Below are 19,026 nucleotides of genomic sequence, written 5' to 3' on the forward strand. Positions count from 1 at the left end.
CCACTAGAGTTACAACGTTAGAAGTATAAGCAGGGGCTGTGCGCCTACCTGTTTCAGAAGCGGCCGAGACGCTTACCCGAGCCGAAGGTTTACGTCGTGAAGAAGCTCGTTTTTCAAGGGGTGGAACTCTGGAGCTCAGTGGAACTAAACACAGACTTCCCATCTGCAGACAACGGTACCCCGAAGACGAATACCATGGAATTTCCTACTTGGAGAAAAATCTTCCGACGATTGACGCACCGAGTCCACTTGCATAGCATTACGAGCGTCACCGGGTTCCAGCGGAATGATCCGTCCCTACTTGGAACTTGGAACTCAGGATCTCATGTGTTCCCCGCGCGAGCGGGGCTCGGCCGCTCGCTGGGCGGCTGCTCGTCGACCTGCGGATGTGTTTCCCGCGCGAGCGGGGCTCGGGGTCATGAATCTGAACCCAGTCGTTTCCACCTCCTGGAGCCTGGTGGCATCAGCTTCTACGCATCGCCCCAAATAGATACATAGAGCACAGGAGTTCACACGATGATCGATCTTCCGCCTCCCGACGATCCAGCACTGCGCACGATCTGGGCGAAGTTCGACCACACGAACGGGGATTCCTTTCCCCTGTTCGCGCACCTCGAGGATACGGCTGCCGTTGCCGACCAGCTATACGACCGCTGGTTCTCGGGGGCGCAGCGGAAGCTGCTCGCCGACACCATCGGGTCCGACGACGAGGCGAAGCAGCTGATGGTGTGGCTCGCCGCCTCTCATGACATCGGGAAAACGACCGTGGCTTTTGCCATCAAGGCCGAGCCCTGCGTCACCCGCATGCGAGACGCCGGCTTCGAGTTTCCGCCGACCGACCCGCCGCGCGAGGATCAGAAGCAGTACCCGCACGGCCTCGCCGGGCAGCTCGCAGTCGACGCGTATCTCCGCGCGAAGGTGCAGGGTCGCGCGAAGGGCGTTGCACCGATCGCCGAGATCGTCGGCGGCCACCACGGGGTGTTCCCCGGGAACCCGCGCATCCCATACTTGTTCGGGGAAGGCGAGCACGCCTGCTGGCGGGGAGCCCGCGAGGCGCTGCTGCAGCGCGCCGATCAGCTCTCTGAGATGAGCGACGGGACCTGGCAACGGATCCTGCGCTCGCGCATTCCCGAGACCGCCCAGGTGCTGCTCAACGGGTTCCTGATCGTCTGCGACTGGATCGCCTCCAACCAGTGGCTCTTCCCCTACGACCGCGCCTCGGCGGCCAGCGCGCGAGCCGCACACGCGCTGCGATCCCTCGACTTCGGCGACCACTGGGCACCCGTGACCGTGCCCGACCCGAGCTCTTATTTCGAGGAGCGCTTCGGGATCTCGCAGCCCCGCCCGGTGCAATCGGCGGCCGTCGAGCTGGTTGCGAATCTCGAAGAGACCTCGCTGCTGCTCATCGAGGCGCCGACCGGCGAGGGCAAGACCGAGATCGGCTTCGCGTGCGCCGAGGCGCTGGCCGCGAAGTTCGGAGCCCACGGTGCCGCCATCGCGCTGCCGACGCGGGCGACGACCAATGCGATGTTCGGGCGCGTGCTCGATTGGCTCCGCTCCGGCGGACGCCGCGGGCATACGGTCTCGGTATCGCTGGCGCACGCGAAAGCCGAGTTCGACGAGCGCTACGAGCGGCTCTTCCGCGGCGATGATGATCGGGGCGGCGCACAGAACATCTACGACGAAAACGAGAACCTCGGAGCGGAGGACGCCGTCACCGGCAATCTGTGGTTTCGCGGGCGCAAGCAACGCGTGCTCGCCGACTTCACCGTCGGCACCATCGACCAACTGCTGTTCATGGCGCTGAAGGCACGGCACCTGACGCTGCGCCATCTGGGATTCAGCGGCAAGGTCGTCGTGATCGACGAGGTGCACGCGGCCGACGCGTTCATGCAGACCTACCTACTGCGGGCGCTGCAGTGGCTCGGTGCGTACGGGGTCCCGGTGATCGCGCTCTCGGCCACGCTTCCCCCGGCGCTGCGGGCCGCACTGCTGCAGGCGTACCGTACGGGTGCCCGGCAGACCGCGGTCCAACAGCCCGTCTTCGAAGACGCTCCCGTTGATCCTGAGATCGCATCGCTCGCGGAGGCGACGGGCTACCCGTTGATCACGGCGATCGGAGCGACCAATCGGCAGCAGGTATCGCCCGAGCAGTCCGGCCGCCGCACGACCTACCGCGTCGAGCAACTCGTTGGAGACTCCCGTGACACTTCAGCGATCGCTGCAGCGGCGCGCGCCGAGGCCGCGGACGGCGGCTGCATCGCTGTGGTGCTTGACACGGTGGATCGCGCCCAGCGGGTCTACGCGGATCTCGTTACCGACTGCCCCGGCGAGATCCGGCTCTTCCACTCGCGCTTCACCGTGGAGTCCCGCAACCGCAGCGAGCAGGATCTGATCGAGCGACTGGGTCGGAACCCCCCTCAGCGCCCGAAATCGATGATCGTCGTGGCGACCCAGGTCGTCGAGTCGTCCCTGGATGTGGATTTCGACCTGATGTTCACCGACATCGCGCCGGTGGATCTGCTGCTGCAGCGGATGGGGCGGGTGCACCGGCATGCGCGACGCGCCGAAGACCGACCGGTCTCGATGCGAGAGCCGCGGATCTTGCTCACGGGCGGCATCGGCCTGCTCGCAGGGGATCAGCCGCCGGAGTTCGAGAGGGGCGTGGAGACGGTATACGGGGATGCGTCGCTGCTGCGTACCACAGCCGCTCTGCGCGAGCATCGACTGACCAGTGGGCGCGAAACGATCACGGTCCCCGACGACGTGCCATCGCTGATCAGAAGCACGTACAGCGCCGAGTTCGCGTCACCGTCCGGGTGGGAGGATCGGATGGCGACGGCCGAGCAGCGGCAGCGGGAGAAACTGCGGGATCAGCAGGAGCGGTCGGCTCGTTTCGCGATCCAACCTCCAGGTGCGGGTGGCATCGCCGACTGGAGCCGACTCTCGTACTCCGAGGCGAGCGAGGAGCACCTCGGCGCCGCCCAGGTCCGGGATGCCGAGCTCTCGCTCGAGGTGGTGCTCGTGCAGCAGCGGGCCGACGGGTTCACCTCGCTGCCCTGGCTGCTCCCACCCCACGGCGGGGAACGCATCGACCTCATCAGCGGAATCGAACCGGAACTCGCCCGCGCCGTCGCCACCTGCACGGTCTCGCTGCCCTCGTGGATGACCCGCGGAGCGGCATTGGATCGAGTGCTCGACGAACTCGAGCGGAGCGGGTTCGAGGCGTGGCAGAGCTCTCCCTGGCTGCGGGGGATGCTCCCTCTCATCCTCGATGAGGAGCTGACCGCAACAGTGGGCGGACATCGGATACGCTACGAGCAGCGTATCGGAATCCTGATCGACAGAGAGGTTACTGAATGACGGCATCACAGGCTCTAGCCAGGCAACCCTCGGTGGATACTTCGATCGATGCAGTGAGCTTCAATCTCCTCGACAGCCCATGGATCCCGGTTCTCGACCGCAGGGGTTCCGAGCGGGAGGTCTCCCTACGCGAGGCGATCCTGCAGTCCCATGAATACCGCGATCTCGTCGGCGAGCTGCCCACGATGCGCTTCGCGATCCTGCGCATTCTGCTCTCGATCGTTTATCGGGCTCTGGATCGGGATCCGGGAGCCGACCCCGTCGACGCCTGGGCAGAGCTGTGGGAAACCGCCGAACTGCCTCAGGCACCTCTCGAGCAATACCTCGGGGAATGGCACGATCGTTTCGACCTGCTCGACGCGGAGCAGCCGTTCCTGCAGTCGCCAGGACTGCACACCGCCGGCGACGAGTGGAAGCCGATCTCCCTGATCGTGGCCGACACCGATCCCGATGGCGCGCTCTTCACCATGCGCAGCGAGCTCGCATCGCTGCCGCTCGCGGAGGCAGCCCGCTGGCTCGTGCACGCGCACGCATACGACTACTCCGGCATCAAATCCGGGGTGGTGGGCGACCAGCGCGTCAAGGGCGGGAAGGCCTACCCGATGGGGCTCGGCGCCTGCGGCTGGTTCGGCGGCATCGCGCTCACGGGCCGGGATCTCCGCGAGACGATCTTGCTCAATCTGATTCCGGGGAGCTCGGCTAAGCGGCCGAACGATGCACCGATGTGGGAGCGGCCGGCTCCCGGCCCCGGCCCCCGTGACCCGGAGGAGATCGGGACCATCGGTCCGATCGGTCTCATGACTTGGCCGCAGCGGCGCATCCGGTTGCGTGTCGAAGGCACCCGCGCAACCGGGGTGCTCGTGACCAACGGCGACGAGCTCGACTACACGATGCTGTTCGGCACCGAGCTGATGACGGGCTGGCGCTTCAGCGAACCGCAGAGCGCCAAGGCGAAGGCACCGCGCTACATGCCCCGCAAGATCGACTCGAGCCGCGCCCTCTGGCGGGGGCTGGGAACGCTGCTCACCTCCGGAGGCAGCGATACTCCCGCCTCTCAGAAGGTCAAGAAGAAATGGAACGTGCCCGCGCTCTCCGAACCGGCCGCGATCATCACCTGGCTGGAGAAGCTCGTGCAGGAGCGGGTGATCCCGCAGGATCGCGCGATCGAGGTGAGCGCGGTGAGCATGGACTACGGCACGCAGAACGCGAGTTACGCCGAGGTCGTATCGGATCGCCTCGCCTTCAAGGCGGCGCTCGCGGATCTCGCAGGCGGAGCCGCGCTGCTCGCACTCGCGCAGGACGCGGTCGGGCGCGCCGAGCAGGCGGTGCGTGCCCTCGGCCGCCTGGCCATCGATCTGGATCGAGCTGCCGGAGGTGACGGCGGCGACAGTGAGAGCGGGCCTGGAGCCAATGCCGAGGCGGACGCCTTCGCCACGCTCGACCGCCGTTTCCGCGAATGGCTGCTCGAACTGGCGCCTGAACGCGATGGCAACGCGTTGCTTGCCGCATGGACCGAGGATGTACGCGGCCTCGTGCGAGAGCGGGCCCACCGGCTGGTGGAAACCGCACCCGATACCGCCTGGATCGGACGGCGATCGAGCGATGGTTCCCGTTCGGTGTCGGTGGCCGATGCTATTCAGTATTTCGAGGCAGCGCTGTTCCGCACCCTGGGAGCCCCGCTGAAACGCACGACGGAAAGCCGGAACGGAGCACAGAATGACGAGTGATCGGCGGAACACGAGAGCAACCGGAGCGGAGGGACCTCGATGAACGAGACCACGGCGCCCCAGACCGACCGAACCCCATGGAAAACACTCGAGCGCTACGCCGGGACACGAGTCAGCGGACTGCAGAACCGGTATCGAGATGGCGTTCCCGCCGCGAAAGCCACCCTGGCGCAGTTGCGTCGATGCGATCCCGCGACTTCCGAGGGAGTACTCGAGGCGTGGGAGTCCGTCTTCAGCGGGGCCCCGCAGGAGCTCATCGGCCACGGAGATTCGCCGACCCGAGCAGAGAACGCCCTCGCGGCCGCTCTCCACCTGTACGCGGTGCATCAGCAATCGAAGCAGGATCCGATGCACGTTGCCGGCACCGGCCTCGGAGCCGCGATCAGACGGCTCGCGAACCCGGGTGAACCGGATAGCCGGGAGCGCCCCACCATGCGCCGGTACCACGCGCTCAGCACCGCGACCGAGCCCGCGGAGATCCTGCACCATCTCCGCGGGCTGATCAGGCAGCTGCGCGATGCCGGCATCCCGCTCGACTACGCGACGCTGGCCTCCGACATCTATTTCCTGGGCAGTCCCGCCACGCGCACGCAAGTGCGGCTGACCTGGGCACGCGATCTGATGCGAAAGCCCAAGACCGAGAACGACGATCCCGAACCATCAGCGGCCGCCTGATCGACACCGCAGCTGAACCCACCACCGAGGAGACACCATGACCATGAGCGCACCGCGCACCTTCATCGATATCCACGTGCTGCAGACGGTTCCGCCCTCCTGCATCAACCGGGATGACACGGGCTCGCCGAAGACCGCCACCTACGGCGGTGTGCGCCGCCATCGCGTCTCTAGCCAGGCCTGGAAGAAGGCGGCCCGATCCGACTTCAACGATCGTCTCGATATCGGCAAGATCGGCGAGCGTACGCTCCGCGTGGTCGAGCGCATCGCCGAGCGCATGCGCGAGCTCGACCCGTCGCTCGAGGACCCGCGGCGTGATGAGGCCGCGACCGCGGTGCTCGAAGCCGCAGGAGTCAAAGTGAAGATCGAGAAGAAGAAGAGCGAAGACGAAGGCTCGGAGCAGCGCCGCACCGGCTACCTCGTCTTCCTCTCCCGCGCCCAGATCGATGCGCTCGCTCGTATCGGCATCGACCATCTGAACGGCGAGAAAATGGACAAGAAGGCGGCCAAGCAGGCGTTCGCCGATGAGAACTCGATCGATGTGGCTCTGTTCGGGCGCATGATCGCGGATGCCCCCGATCTCAACGTCGACGCCGCCTGCCAGGTGGGCCACGCGATCTCGGTGCACGCCGCGACCGCCGAGTTCGACTACTTCACAGCGGTCGACGACAACGCTCCCACGGATAACGTTGGCGCGGGCATGATCGGGACGGTCGAGTTCGTCTCCTCCACGCTCTACCGGTACGCCACCGTCGACGCAGTACGGTTGAAAGAGAATCTGGGTTCATCAGAGGCCGCCGCACGCGCGGTCGAGGCGTTCGCCCGATCCTTCCTACTCAGCATGCCCACCGGCAAGCAGAACACCTTTGCCAACCGCACCCGCCCCGGCGTGGTGCTCGTCGAGGTGCGACAGGACCAGCCCGTGAACCTCGCGGGAGCGTTCGAGGATCCGGTGCGCGCGGACGGCGGTATGCTGCCGCGCGCCGCCGGCAAGCTGGTCGGGCAGGCCCTGGCCGAGGACGAGAGCTTCGGCACCTCGCCAGTGCGCAGCGCGATCCTCGTCGCTGATCCCGCGGCGGAGGAGAGCGTGGCACCGATCCTATCGCGCGCCGAGCGGACCACCCTCGATGAGCTCGTGGCACTGCTCGCCACAACAGTCAGCGAGCGGCTGGAGCTGGCCTGATGCCCTTGCTTCTGCTCGAACTCTCCGGCCCGCTGCAGTCGTGGGGCAGCGGTAGCCGCTTCGTTCACCGGGAGACGCGAATGCTCCCCACGAAGAGCGGTGTCATCGGGATGCTGGCCGCTGCGCTCGGGCGCCGTCGGGCCGATCCCGTCGAGGATCTGGTGTCGATCCGTTTCGGGGTCCGGCAGGAGCAGCAGGGCGCGCTCGTGCGCGACTTCCAGACCGCAATCGATTGGCGCACCCGCAAGTCGCTCCCACTGTCGTACCGATCCTACGTCGGCGACGCGAAGTATCTGGTTGCGCTTGAAGCGCCTGTGCCGCTGCTCGAGGGGCTCGCAGAAGCGATCGCCTCGCCCGCGTTCCCCCTCTACCTGGGGCGCCGGGCCTGCCCGCCGGCGGGCAGGATCCTCATCGGTCTTCGAGAGCAGAAGCTGGAGGAAGCTTTGGCCGCGGAACCGTGGAGGGCGGCTGAGTGGTATCGCAAGCGGCAGAGCGATCAGGTGTCGCTGCTCTGGTCACGCGACGCGCGCGCAGACGAACAGCATGATGAGACGGTGCGCGACGTGCCGCGCAGCTTCGATCCGAGGCACCGCGACTACGGCCTGCGGGATGTGGTGCACGGCTGGACCCGCGTCGACAATCCGCTGGGGCGCGCCAGTGGTGCGTCATCGCACGACGCCTTCGCTCTGCTCGGGGGTGAGGCCTGATGCTGCTGACCCGCATGTACCTCAACCCTCGGCGACGGCAGACCGTGCGATTCATGCGGGATCCACAGGCACTGCACGCCGCGGTCGAATCGGCCTTCCCTCCCGTACCGCTGGATCCCGGATCGGGATCCAGGCTTCTGTGGCGTCTCGACGCCGACGGCGATGAGCGGCAGCTGTTGATCCTCAGTTCTCGTACGCCCTCTCTTGAGCACCTGCAGGAACAAGCCGGATGGAGCGCCGAACAGACCTGGGAATCCCGCTCATACGATCAGCTCCTCTCCCGCTTCGCGCGCGGCCAGCGCTACGCATTCCGGCTGACCGCGAATCCGGTGCACACCGTCACCGACAGCAGCGGCCGCAAGAAGCTGCTCGCCCACGTTTCCGTCAAACACCAGACGCGCTGGTTGACGGAGCGCGCCGACGACCTCGGTGTGCGTTTCCTCACTGAAGGCGAGCTCTTCCCGGGGAGCGGCGATCCCGCACTCGACCAGACTTCCGCCGCAGCTGCCACGCACGGCGGAGAAGCCGCATCCGAGGTCGCGGCTGCAATTCTGGTGAGTTGCAGGGAGACCCTGCACTTCAGAAGAGGCGAGCAGCGAGTCACACTCGCACGAGCGCGGTTCGACGGGTTGCTCGAGGTCACCGATGTGAATCGTCTGCGCGACGCTCTCACCCGCGGGATCGGGCGGGCCAAGGCATACGGGTGCGGCCTGATGACTCTCGCCCCTCCGCACCAAGCTTCGTGAGGCGGCATGTCTTCCATTCCAGGCGCCGAGCCTTCGAGCCCTTCAGAACTCGCTCGCGTAGAGGACCGGATCACCTTCGTCTATCTCGAGCACGCGGTGATCGCCCGAGAATCGAATGCGCTCACCGCGACCGGCGAAGACGGAATCGTCCACATACCCAGCGCGGGGCTCCTGGTGCTGATGCTCGGCCCGGGGACCAACGTCACTCACCAGGCCATGATGGTGCTCTCCGATAGCGGCGCAGCGATCGTATGGGTCGGCGAGAACGGTGTGCGCTACTACGCCGGCGGGCGACCGCTCGCGCGCTCCACACGGCTGCTCGAGCGACAGGCTGCCATCGTCTCGAACACTCGCGAGCGGATGCGCGTAGCCCGTCGCATGTACGCGATGCGGTTTCCGGATGAGGACGTCGCCGGACTCGCGATGCAGCAGTTGCGGGGCCGGGAAGGCGCACGGGTACGGTCGGTGTATCGCGACTGGTCGAAGCGAACGGGTGTGAAATGGGATCGTCGCGACTACGACGTCGACGACTTCGAGGGAAGCGACGACATCAACCAGGCTCTCTCCGCAGCGAACACGTGCCTGTACGGGCTTGTGCATGCCGCCGCCGTTGCGCTGGGATGCTCGGCCGGGCTCGGCATCGTGCACACCGGGCATGATCGGAGCTTCGTGTACGACGTCGCGGACCTGTACAAGGCGGAGACCTCGATCCCGGTGTCATTCGAAACCGTGGCCCTTCTGCGTGATGCCGGTGGCGAGGAGGGTGCGCTCTCCGGATCAGACCTTGCCGGTGCGGTCCGACGGAAGATGCGTGATCGCTTCGTCGAATTGAAGCTCGTCGAACGAATCGTGGCAGACGTGAAATCGCTGCTGCTCGAACATGCTGAAGGCGTCGGCTTTATCTCGGACCGTCATGGTTCGGAGCACTCGACAGATCTCTTCCTCGACGAAGAGATGGGCGGCAACGAGCTCTGGGACGGGCGCGGAACCGTGCCAGGCGGTGTCGACTACTCAGGAGAATCGAGCGGATCGTGATCGTGCTGGTACTCACCGCCTGCCCGCAGGGCCTACGCGGGCATCTCACCAGATGGCTTTACGAGGTCAGCGCAGGTGTCTTCGTCGGCAAACTCAATCCGAAGCTCCGCGATCACGTTTGGGATCTGGTGATTCAGGAGATACAGGGAAAGGCGCTCCTGGTACACCCAGACCGGAATGCCGAGCAGGGGTTCAGCTTTCGGGTTCACGGGCACGACTGGGAGCCGCGCGATATCGAGGGCGTTACCCTCATGTCACGGCCGGGAGGCCGCCGGACCTCCGCTCTTCGCAAAGGCTGGTCTTCCGCTTCCAGATTCCGAAGGGGTTCGCGACGATGAACGTTGCTCGCAGTTGTAAACTAAACGAAGTTCTTCCTATCGGGTGGGTAAATACCTGATCAAGAAGCGTGCTCCCCGCGCGAGCGGGGATGATCCCCGGACCCCGCTCTTCTTGCGGTCCTTCTTCACGTGCTCCCCGCGCGAGCGGGGATGATCCCACGGGCCGCAGCACGGTCTCCCACACGGTCTGGTGCTCCCCGCGCGAGCGGGGATGATCCTCCGTGACCTTCTCGCCGATCGGGTAGGTGAAGGTGCTCCCCGCGCGAGCGGGGATGATCCCTGGTTGAACTCCCGCGGCATCCGCACGAAACGGTGCTCCCCGCGCGAGCGGGGATGATCCTCTTCGCGGCGTCCGCGACCTCGTAGTCACCCTGTGCTCCCCGCGCGAGCGGGGATGATCCCTCGCAACCGATGCCGCGTTCCTGGATATCGACGTGCTCCCCGCGCGAGCGGGGATGATCCGGCTCCGATCTGCGCGAGGATCCGCGCGATAGTGTGCTCCCCGCGCGAGCGGGGATGATCCTAGCCGTGCGGCGAGGACTGCTTCGGGACACCGGTGCTCCCCGCGCGAGCGGGGATGATCCTCCAGTGTCTGCTCGGTGACCATCGACAACCCGGTGCTCCCCGCGCGAGCGGGGATGATCCGTTATCGGCGGCCGAAGCGAGCGCGGCTGGATCGTGCTCCCCGCGCGAGCGGGGATGATCCCGGCCCCTACGCCCGCGGCGATGAGAACCATTCGTGCTCCCCGCGCGAGCGGGGATGATCCTCAGGCGATCGTCGACCTGAACACGAACGGGGCGTGCTCCCCGCGCGAGCGGGGATGATCCCTCGGTGAGTACGCGGCGGATGGTCTTGAGTGAGTGCTCCCCGCGCGAGCGGGGATGATCCTCCGCGCCCGCGGATTCCGCGGTGCAGGGCACGGTGCTCCCCGCGCGAGCGGGGATGATCCGCGGCCGGACGCGGTGGCGGTGTCGATGGGTTCGTGCTCCCCGCGCGAGCGGGGATGATCCGTATCACGATAGAGGTGTCCAACGACGGCGGACGTGCTCCCCGCGCGAGCGGGGATGATCCCCATTCCCCTCCACCGGATGCGGCGGGATAGTAGTGCTCCCCGCGCGAGCGGGGATGATCCGTTCTCCGTGCCGTGCAACGTGCGGTCGATCGCGTGCTCCCCGCGCGAGCGGGGATGATCCAAGGTGCACCCGCTCGTGCTTCCCTTGGCTATCGTGCTCCCCGCGCGAGCGGGGATGATCCCGGCGTCGTGGTGGCGTCGGCTGTGCCCCGTGCGTGCTCCCCGCGCGAGCGGGGATGATCCCCGGTGCACCGCGTAAGCGGCGGCACCCGCCCAGTGCTCCCCGCGCGAGCGGGGATGATCCGTGCAAGACGATCTCTGCTGACGTTGTGTCCGAGTGCTCCCCGCGCGAGCGGGGATGATCCACACGGGGGTGAAGGGCACTCAGCCCCTCACCCCGTGCTCCCCGCGCGAGCGGGGATGATCCTGCGGGGGGCCAGTCCGATTGGTCGTCGTGGTCGTGCTCCCCGCGCGAGCGGGGATGATCCGGTCGATATGCAGGCGTGGCGGTCGATGGTCAAGTGCTCCCCGCGCGAGCGGGGATGATCCCGCGCGCACGTTCTGGTTCATGCTGATGCTTGGGTGCTCCCCGCGCGAGCGGGGATGATCCCGCGTCGAACGCGGGCTTGAGGTACTGCTCCCAGTGCTCCCCGCGCGAGCGGGGATGATCCGGCGACCACGAGCATAGCTACGACAGTGATCCCGTGCTCCCCGCGCGAGCGGGGATGATCCGCGGTATCCCATCTTCCCGTTCCGTGATCGAGCGTGCTCCCCGCGCGAGCGGGGATGATCCCGACGAGTCCGACCCGATGTGGCGACGCATGATGTGCTCCCCGCGCAAGCGGGGATGATCCCAAACGCGCAGCTCGACACGAACAGCAAGCATTGTGCTCCCCGCGCGAGCGGGGATGATCCGTCATCACTGGAACAAACATTCCCGCCATCAAGGTGCTCCCCGCGCGAGCGGGGATGATCCTGCTCCGTCGGCGAGGACCTCGAAGTGGAGGTGGTGCTCCCCGCGCGAGCGGGGATGATCCCTACTGGCTCACGAACGCCGGCGCGCTCCTCCCGTGCTCCCCGCGCGGGCGGGGATGATCCCGATGTGCAGGCCTGCCCGAACGCGTGGTTCGGGTGCTCCCCGCGCGAGCGGGGATGATCCCTACTGGATCACGAACGCCGGCGCGGTCCTCCCGTGCTCCCCGCGCGAGCGGGGATGATCCCGATGTGCAGGCCTTCCCGAACGCGTGGTTCGGGTGCTCCCCGCGCGAGCGGGGATGATCCCTGAATGCCCATCAATGGAGGGCGCACCCCGTGGTGCTCCCCGCGCGAGCGGGGATGATCCGGATCTCGCGGACTTGCATCGCGGGCAGCCACAGTGCTCCCCGCGCGAGCGGGGATGATCCTCGACATCCAGCGGCGGCAGATCGTAGCCGGTCGTGCTCCCCGCGCGAGCGGGGATGATCCCAGGCGGGGCAATACTGGGAAGGCATACGCCCAGTGCTCCCCGCGCGAGCGGGGATGATCCGCGGCGCCGCGACCAGGGCTACTGGTCGAACGGGTGCTCCCCGCGCGAGCGGGGATGATCCCTTCGCGAGTCCGGAATGGATCGCGATCGGGCCGTGCTCCCCGCGCGAGCGGGGATGATCCCAGTTCGCGCTGGATCTTCCCGATCTCCGCCGTGTGCTCCCCGCGCGAGCGGGGATGATCCGACCGATGACGTGAAGGTCGGGGATGTGAAAGTGTGCTCCCCGCGCGAGCGGGGATGATCCATGGGTCGGATACGCTCGGATTGTCTGGAGTACGTGCTCCCCGCGCGAGCGGGGATGATCCGCACTACCCGAGCGTTCGGCTGCGGCTCCCGTTGTGCTCCCCGCGCGAGCGGGGATGATCCTTGCCGCGGCAGTTCGATCTCTCCTCGGGGAGCGTGCTCCCCGCGCGAGCGGGGATGATCCACTGTGCCGACCCGAAATCGCGGATCTGTCCGGGTGCTCCCCGCGCGAGCGGGGATGATCCTGCGGGGAAACCGATAGACGCGAGGATCTCCACGTGCTCCCCGCGCGAGCGGGGATGATCCGCCCGGTCACAAGTCGCCCACCGCCCCCCGGTGTGCTCCCCGCGCGAGCGGGGATGATCCCATGGTCAGCCGCGCGCTCGAATGAACCTTCACGTGCTCCCCGCGCGAGCGGGGATGATCCCGCGGCGACCTGGGTGATGATGCCCGGCAGTGCGTGCTCCCCGCGCGAGCGGGGATGATCCCACGAGCCGGTAATACTTCCGGGCGACGTTCCAGTGCTCCCCGCGCGAGCGGGGATGATCCCCGGGTGGCCGGCGCGGAGTGCATGTTCCGGAGGTGCTCCCCGCGCGAGCGGGGATGATCCACGCATACGCGACAGGCCGGTCCTTCGGGAGCAGTGCTCCCCGCGCGAGCGGGGATGATCCGGCGGCGGCCTCGACCGGTGGCCGACCGGGGCGGTGCTCCCCGCGCGAGCGGGGATGATCCCCCGTGGGAGTCGAAGTATCTTTCGACCCTACTGTGCTCCCCGCGCGAGCGGGGATGATCCCACCACCACCGTCACCACCGTCACCGAGACCGTGTGCTCCCCGCGCAAGCGGGGATGATCCGTGGTCGACGATCAGGCGCAACTCGGCGAGCAAGTGCTCCCCGCGCAAGCGGGGATGATCCCCCGCTGATGCACACGCCCGAGCAGCGGCGTGCGTGCTCCCCGCGCGAGCGGGGATGATCCCTACTGGATTACGAACGCCGGCGCGGTCCTCCCGTGCTCCCCGCGCGAGCGGGGATGATCCGTGAAGCGGCAGAGAAGTTCGCTCGCAAACTCAGTGCTCCCCGCGCGAGCGGGGATGATCCGCTCACGCCGACCTGTCACGCGCGATCACGGCCGTGCTCCCCGCACGAGCGGGGATGATCCGCTACTGCACCTATCGAACACGTCTTCGATGCGGTGCTCCCCGCGCGAGCGGGGATGGTCCCACCGGGCGCGCCTGGTGAGCGCCGAATCGTTCGTGCTCCCCGCGCGAGCGGGGATGATCCTGGAGAGCACGTCCCCGGGCCACTCGCGAGACAGTGCTCCCCGCGCGAGCGGGGATGATCCCAGATCGAACGGGCGGCGCGAGCTATCTGGGGGGTGCTCCCCGCGCGAGCGGGGATGATCCCCTGCCACGTCGTGAACGGGCCAGAACTCACACGGTGCTCCCCGCGCGAGGCCGGTCCGAGCCTGATGTCCCGCCGCACATGGTGCATTTCGGGATGGACGCGGAAGGCCTCTCGGTCCTCGGTGAAGTGAAGTTCCGCAGTCACGGCGAACGTTCCAATCTGTGCCGAGAGGGTTGTCGTGGCGTGCTCCGGGGAGTGCGACAGGTTCGCAGCTACAGGAACCTCTCTGAGGTGAGTCACCGCGTGGGGCCCCGACCGAAGCGAGATACGCCCGTGCGGCTCCCTAACGATGAGCGATCTTTCGACGAATTCCGGAGGTTGGAGCGCCGCTTGAGCAATCGCTTGAAGGATGAAGATTGCGTCAATCGAACTCAGATGTGGGGTGAGAGCGCGGTCGTTGCCTTTCACTGACCAATCCTTGGGATACTGTGCTGACGCCGTTCCTGTGAACGAGATGTCCACTCGGTTCTTCGCTCGCTCAAAGGTGCCTGCGAAGGAGCGATGAACCCGGCGGTAGCCGGAGGCAAGGTATCGTTGGCTTCCGTCCCCGAGGATGCTTTCGAGGGACTGCGCTGCTCCCAGAAATGTGGGTGCAGCCTCCGACTCATCAGGGCTTCTGGCAATTGTCGACATGGCGTTCTCCTAGGGCCTGGGGGTGACATCAAGTGCGCTGTTTGAAAAATTTGAAGAGGTGCTTTGCTTGGACGAATAGTGTTGCGCTAGCGGCTCCCAGCAGTGCCGCTGCGGACCCGGCATTGACGATGCCGAGGAGCCCGACGTACAGGTCGCGCTCTATCGAGGTGGTTGCAAGGATCAGCGCGAGTGCGGTGATTTCAGCGCCAAGGATTGCTGCGACCATGATCCAGGCAACGGTTTCGACGAGCACGGTTGCGGTGAATGCGCCTCGTCCTTGGCCTGCATGAAGTGATGACGCGTACTCAACCCGTCGCCTAGCGACAGCGATCCAGCCGACGCAGAGACCGCCCACGATTGCGACTGCGAAGCTCCATCGCGTTACCCGGTTCAGGAAGATCTCGCGGCCATCGAAGGAGGAGCCTTCAGACTTGTTCAGCTGCGAGATGTTGATCGGCTCGGATTCTCCGGCGCCGGGCACGGTGGCAGAGCGTAGGAGGTTGTCGTATTGCGGATTCTCTGGCCATACGCGTGCCCAGCATTCATCGAAAGTCCCTTCCGTCGCGACCGGGATGATCATTGCGATGCTGAGGCGAGCGTCTCTCCCGTCTTCGGGATATTCGTAGATCGCGCTCACGGAAGCGGTCCCGGAGACTGTCGCGATCTCGTCTCCGACATCGACCCCAAGCGATGTAGCAAGAGCGCGCGACAGCCATACCCCTGTCGTCTCAGGTGTGATTTCGAGAAGGTCTGCGAAGGTCGGCGATGCTTCGTAGGTGGTGAGCGGGCTGCGCGGGAGCGCAGGCAGCTCTGTTGGGGGCGCTTCTCTGAGTGCGCCAGTCCGCGAGATGTCCCCCAGCTCGGCGAGCCTTTCACATGTCTCACCGTCGACTTCGCTGTCGGTAGTGAGCGTCCGCACGGCTGCTCCCGACGCGAGATAGCGTTCGGCGGCGTTCTGGATTCCGACGATGGTGAGCGCATCGGCGGTTGCGAGCCCTCCGGTGACGCCTCCCAGGAGTATCGCGAACAGGATTGCTCGGGTCGTGCCGCTGACGAGGTTGCGCCAGGCCTCGCTGAGTACGGTGCGTAGTCTCATTGCGTGTCCGTTGCGGGGTCGAGTTCGATGACGCGCGAGCACGCAGAGCGTGTGCCCGGATCATGCGTCGCGATGACCACGATGGCTCCGGATTCGGCGATACCCCCGAGGGTCTCATTGACGCTGGCTGCGGTTCGTTGATCCAACTGTGCGGTGGGTTCGTCGACCAGCAGGAGGTCAGGAGCTGCGGCGACTGCGCGGGCGAGCATAAGTCGCTGTGCTTCACCGCCGGAGAGCATGTGGAACGCTCTTCCAGCGACCGAGGTGAGCGCGAACGTTGAGAGGATCGATGCAGCTTCCTCTTCCGCCGCGCCCCTGCTTGTTCCACGGCACAGCAGCGGAAACACAACGTGATCGAGAGCGGTACGGTGTGGGACACCGTGCGGGTTCTGGAAGACCCATCGGATCGAATCGATCGCTATGCGGTTGATCGTTCCGCCCTGGGGCACTTCCCATCCAGCGATGAGCGAGAGCAGCGTGGATTTTCCCGAGCCGGAAGGTCCGCAGATGCCGACGATCTCGCCGGGCTCGATGCTGAAGCTGAGGGGTTCGAATAGAGTCGGTCCGCCCGGATAGGCGTGAACGAGATCAGTAGCGCTGAGCTGCGATGTACTCATTTCTTCGCATCCTCTTCAGATGCGGGGCAAGAGGCATCCTTGGTTCCGGTCAGGTCCACGGTCTCCACCTTCACGTCCTCGTCGACGACGACGAGAGTGTTTCCTAGGGAAGAACCGATGACGGTGACGAGGTGTGTGGTGCCTCCGACTCGAATACAGCCTCGATCGCCGGATACTCCGAACACCGCCGCCGGCGGGACCTTGACCGCAGGCACGGGCGTTACTAGTCGAATGCGTCCTGGAAGGGTACTGGAAGCCGGATCCGAGATCACGGACGCCGCCTCGGGAGCATTCAGAACGCCTGCGAGAAGGGTCGGATCTGTGCTGACCCCGTCGCCTCCCACAACTCCTTCCGCGCCCAGGACGGTGAGAGTGCGATCGCCTTGAGCGAGCCCAGTTGGGAGAGGCTCTATCGCAATGCTCTGGATTGACCCAGGCCCAGTGGCCAAAGGGGTTCCCGGACTGATCTGCTGTCCCAGCTTGGCCGGGCAACGGCTCGCTGTGACCGCCTGCTGCCTGAGCCAAACATATTCAGAGATGCGGAGCCGGTAGGACGAGTCCTCGTTAGGTCCACCGGCTGCGACCTTCATGTCGTGTAGTGCGTTGGCGGTATCCCATCCGAAATAGCCGGTCGCTTCAACGGCGAAACCGATACGGGTCAGCTCGGTTTGTAGGACCTCAACATCCTTTCCGCGGTCGCCGAGTGCCAAATCGCGGTATAGCGGCGACTGCGTGTGGATGGCGAAGACAGGTGCGTAGTCGATGGTTGCCAGGATGCTCCCAGACGTGACTTCTTTACCTGCAGCGCATTCCTGGCTTGTGAGGATGCCAGTGGCAGCTGTCGTGAGTTCAATGGCATCACCGACGCGCAGGCGCACCTGAACGGATCGCTCGTCAGCGAACTCTTGGGCTACGGCAGGGCCGGTCTTCGGCTCGCTTCCCGCCCCGAGGTTCTCAGGTGGTTCGATGGGGCGAAGAGACCATCCCAAGAGAGCGGCAGCACTGACCAGGACCGTCGTGCTCAGCGTGGCGAGGAGGACTAGTGGGCGTTTCATCACCACTCCACGGTGACTGCGTACCCATTACCGCTGAAGCAGGACTGCGCCTCAGGCGAGTTCGGGTCAAATGGCGAATTCTTGAAACCAGATTCAAACTCTGCGGTGAAATCTCCCACGGTGTAGTCTCCACCGACCAGCTTCGCCCGCTTCAGGCAAGCGACCGCACCTGCGGCAGGATCGGCCAGAAGGTCCGGGTTGCCCTGCTGGACAGTGAACAGCGCTTCGATCGGTGCGAGTTCGTCGGAGCAGTCCGCCCCGATCTGCATGTAGCGTTCCACCTCCTCGTCGCCGTTCAACGATGGCGGAGTGATCCTCCATACTCCGTTAGTGTCCTGCCGATACTTCTCCTTGTACCCGGCATCGCTCATGCACTCCACATAGAGCCGATGCGCTTCGTCGTAGTCCTGCTGGGCGATGCTTCCGGATGCGATCGCTCGATCGAGCACCTCCAGGACGAACATGTTGTCGGTGTCCGCCTTCTCCTGCTCGAACAGTTCCACCAGGCTCCCCGCGAGCACTTCGGACGCGCCAGTGCTCGCCGTCTCCGGTGCTTTGCTGCTTTCCGTGATGCAGCCGGTCAGCAGCACCGTGGACAGGAGCGTGATCGCCACCCCCGCGACAACTTTTGATGTGTGCATGACGCCTCCTCAAGTCGTGATCCATTCCTCACAGTTCTACGGAGGGGCCGGTCAGCGGAGCGTCAGCCGAACGCTAACCTCGCGCTAACCGGAGTGAGGCATCATCGAAGAAGGAGGTGAGAAGGATGCGCGTGCTGATTGTGGAAGACGATCGAAACTTGGCGGCGTCGCTGCAAGAGAGCCTCGTCGGTGAAGGAATGGTTGCATCCGTTGCGTTCGATGGGGCGCAAGCCCTCGAACTGCTCCGGGGTTCGGACGTGGACATCGTCCTGCTCGACCGCGACCTCCCCAGAGTCAGCGGTGACCGCGTGTGCCGGGAACTGCGCGAGTCCGGACATGAGGCCAGCATCCTGATGCTCACGGCGGCGGGTACGCTCCATGATCGAGTAGAAGGTCTGAACTTGGGGGCCGACGATTACCTGGCAAAGCCGTTCGCGTACATGGAATTGCTCGCCAGAATGCGGGCGTTGCGCCGCAGACGGATTGCAAGTTCACCACCGATCCTGCAATCCGGAGGGCTGCGAGTCGACACGGCGAGGAGGCTGGCGGAACGCGACGGGAAACGGCTGTCACTGTCTCCAAAAGAGTTCGACCTCCTCGAAGCGCTCATGCTCGCCAACGGCGGCTACGTCTCCCGCTTGGATCTCCTGGATCTCGCCTGGGATGACCCCGATCAACTCTCAGCGGGAGTCCTGAAGGTGGCGATCCACGCGCTCCGCCGAAAACTCGGGGAGCCGCCCGTTCTGAGTTACCGTAGCGGCTTCGGCTACCGACTCGAAGTTGCCGAAGATGCCTCTGCATAGGCCCATCATGAGCCTCCGGCTCCGGCTTGCCGCAACGACCACGGTTTGGTTTCTCGTCGTCGGCGTCGTTCTACTCGCAATCGAGTATGTTGTGCTCACGACTGTGATCGAACAGTCCATTGGCTCTTCGTCAGGCGGTTCTTCCGCATCTCCCGCGAATCA

Annotated in this window: 12 protein-coding genes, 2 pseudogenes and 1 CRISPR repeat array; of the genes and pseudogenes, 9 read left to right on the top strand and 5 right to left on the bottom strand. The window is 65.7% G+C overall.

Annotation, left to right across the window (positions count from 1 at the left end):
- Positions 1–516 precede the first annotated feature (516 nt).
- Genes cas3 through cas2e form a run of 8 tightly spaced genes read left to right on the top strand, consistent with a single transcriptional unit; the run spans position 517 to position 9,774 of the window.
- On the top strand, positions 517–3,363 hold the full coding sequence (cas3, locus tag D1J51_RS10645) for a CRISPR-associated helicase Cas3' (RefSeq protein WP_119075176.1): 2,847 nt from the start codon (positions 517–519) through the stop codon (positions 3,361–3,363).
- A 53-nt stretch (positions 3,364–3,416) separates the two neighbouring features.
- Entirely contained in the window at positions 3,417–5,090 is a 1,674-nt protein-coding gene (gene casA / locus D1J51_RS10650) for a type I-E CRISPR-associated protein Cse1/CasA (protein WP_162903776.1), read from the top strand.
- 39 nt (positions 5,091–5,129) lie between these two features.
- On the top strand, positions 5,130–5,765 hold the full coding sequence (gene casB / locus D1J51_RS10655; RefSeq protein ID WP_119075178.1) for a type I-E CRISPR-associated protein Cse2/CasB: 636 nt from the start codon (positions 5,130–5,132) through the stop codon (positions 5,763–5,765).
- 37 nt (positions 5,766–5,802) lie between these two features.
- Positions 5,803–6,948, top strand: a complete 1,146-nt coding sequence (gene cas7e, locus D1J51_RS10660) for a type I-E CRISPR-associated protein Cas7/Cse4/CasC (protein ID WP_205547867.1) — start codon at positions 5,803–5,805, stop codon at positions 6,946–6,948.
- On the top strand, positions 6,948–7,655 hold the full coding sequence (gene cas5e, locus D1J51_RS10665) for a type I-E CRISPR-associated protein Cas5/CasD (protein ID WP_119075179.1): 708 nt from the start codon (positions 6,948–6,950) through the stop codon (positions 7,653–7,655). Before cas7e ends, cas5e begins: the two co-directional genes overlap by 1 nt.
- The gene (cas6e, locus tag D1J51_RS10670) at positions 7,655–8,401 is read left to right on the top strand and encodes a type I-E CRISPR-associated protein Cas6/Cse3/CasE (RefSeq protein ID WP_119075180.1); all 747 of its coding nucleotides are present in this window, start codon (positions 7,655–7,657) and stop codon (positions 8,399–8,401) included. Before cas5e ends, cas6e begins: the two co-directional genes overlap by 1 nt.
- Positions 8,402–8,407: 6 nt before the next feature.
- Positions 8,408–9,436 (top strand): type I-E CRISPR-associated endonuclease Cas1e, encoded by a 1,029-nt coding sequence (gene cas1e / locus D1J51_RS10675; RefSeq protein ID WP_119075181.1) that lies wholly within the window; start codon positions 8,408–8,410, stop codon positions 9,434–9,436.
- 2 nt (positions 9,437–9,438) lie between these two features.
- Entirely contained in the window at positions 9,439–9,774 is a 336-nt protein-coding gene (gene cas2e / locus D1J51_RS10680; RefSeq protein WP_240423164.1) for a type I-E CRISPR-associated endoribonuclease Cas2e, read from the top strand.
- A 68-nt stretch (positions 9,775–9,842) separates the two neighbouring features.
- Positions 9,843–14,080: a CRISPR direct-repeat array (repeat unit 28 nt; unit sequence GTGCTCCCCGCGCGAGCGGGGATGATCC).
- 65 nt (positions 14,081–14,145) lie between these two features.
- On the opposite strand, the pseudogene D1J51_RS18650 reads toward cas2e, so the two are convergent.
- The 5 genes and pseudogenes from D1J51_RS18650 to D1J51_RS10705 form a co-directional block, all read right to left on the bottom strand.
- A pseudogene (locus D1J51_RS18650) lies at positions 14,146–14,652 on the bottom strand (AvrD family protein); the annotation flags it as partial.
- 28 nt (positions 14,653–14,680) lie between these two features.
- On the bottom strand, positions 14,681–15,748 hold the full coding sequence (locus D1J51_RS17940) for a hypothetical protein (RefSeq protein ID WP_162903777.1): 1,068 nt from the start codon (positions 15,746–15,748) through the stop codon (positions 14,681–14,683).
- Positions 15,745–16,305 (bottom strand): annotated as a pseudogene (locus D1J51_RS10695) (ABC transporter ATP-binding protein); the annotation flags it as partial. The pseudogene D1J51_RS10695 and the gene D1J51_RS17940, both read right to left, overlap by 4 nt.
- Before the next feature lie 56 nt (positions 16,306–16,361).
- A complete protein-coding gene (locus tag D1J51_RS10700; protein ID WP_119075185.1) occupies positions 16,362–17,420 on the bottom strand; it encodes a peptidoglycan-binding domain-containing protein in 1,059 nt (352 codons plus the stop codon).
- On the bottom strand, positions 17,420–18,061 hold the full coding sequence (locus D1J51_RS10705) for a hypothetical protein (RefSeq protein ID WP_162903778.1): 642 nt from the start codon (positions 18,059–18,061) through the stop codon (positions 17,420–17,422). The genes D1J51_RS10700 and D1J51_RS10705 overlap by 1 nt, the downstream gene beginning before the upstream one ends.
- A 125-nt stretch (positions 18,062–18,186) precedes the next feature.
- Here D1J51_RS10705 and D1J51_RS10710 point away from each other — a divergent pair, with 125 nt between their 5' ends.
- Positions 18,187–18,864, top strand: coding sequence for a response regulator transcription factor (locus D1J51_RS10710; RefSeq protein ID WP_119075187.1), 678 nt, complete (start codon positions 18,187–18,189; stop codon positions 18,862–18,864).
- Positions 18,865–19,026: the final 162 nt, after the last annotated feature.

The sequence above is a fragment of the Leucobacter sp. wl10 genome (assembly GCF_003569785.1).
Lineage (GTDB): Bacteria > Actinomycetota > Actinomycetes > Actinomycetales > Microbacteriaceae > Leucobacter.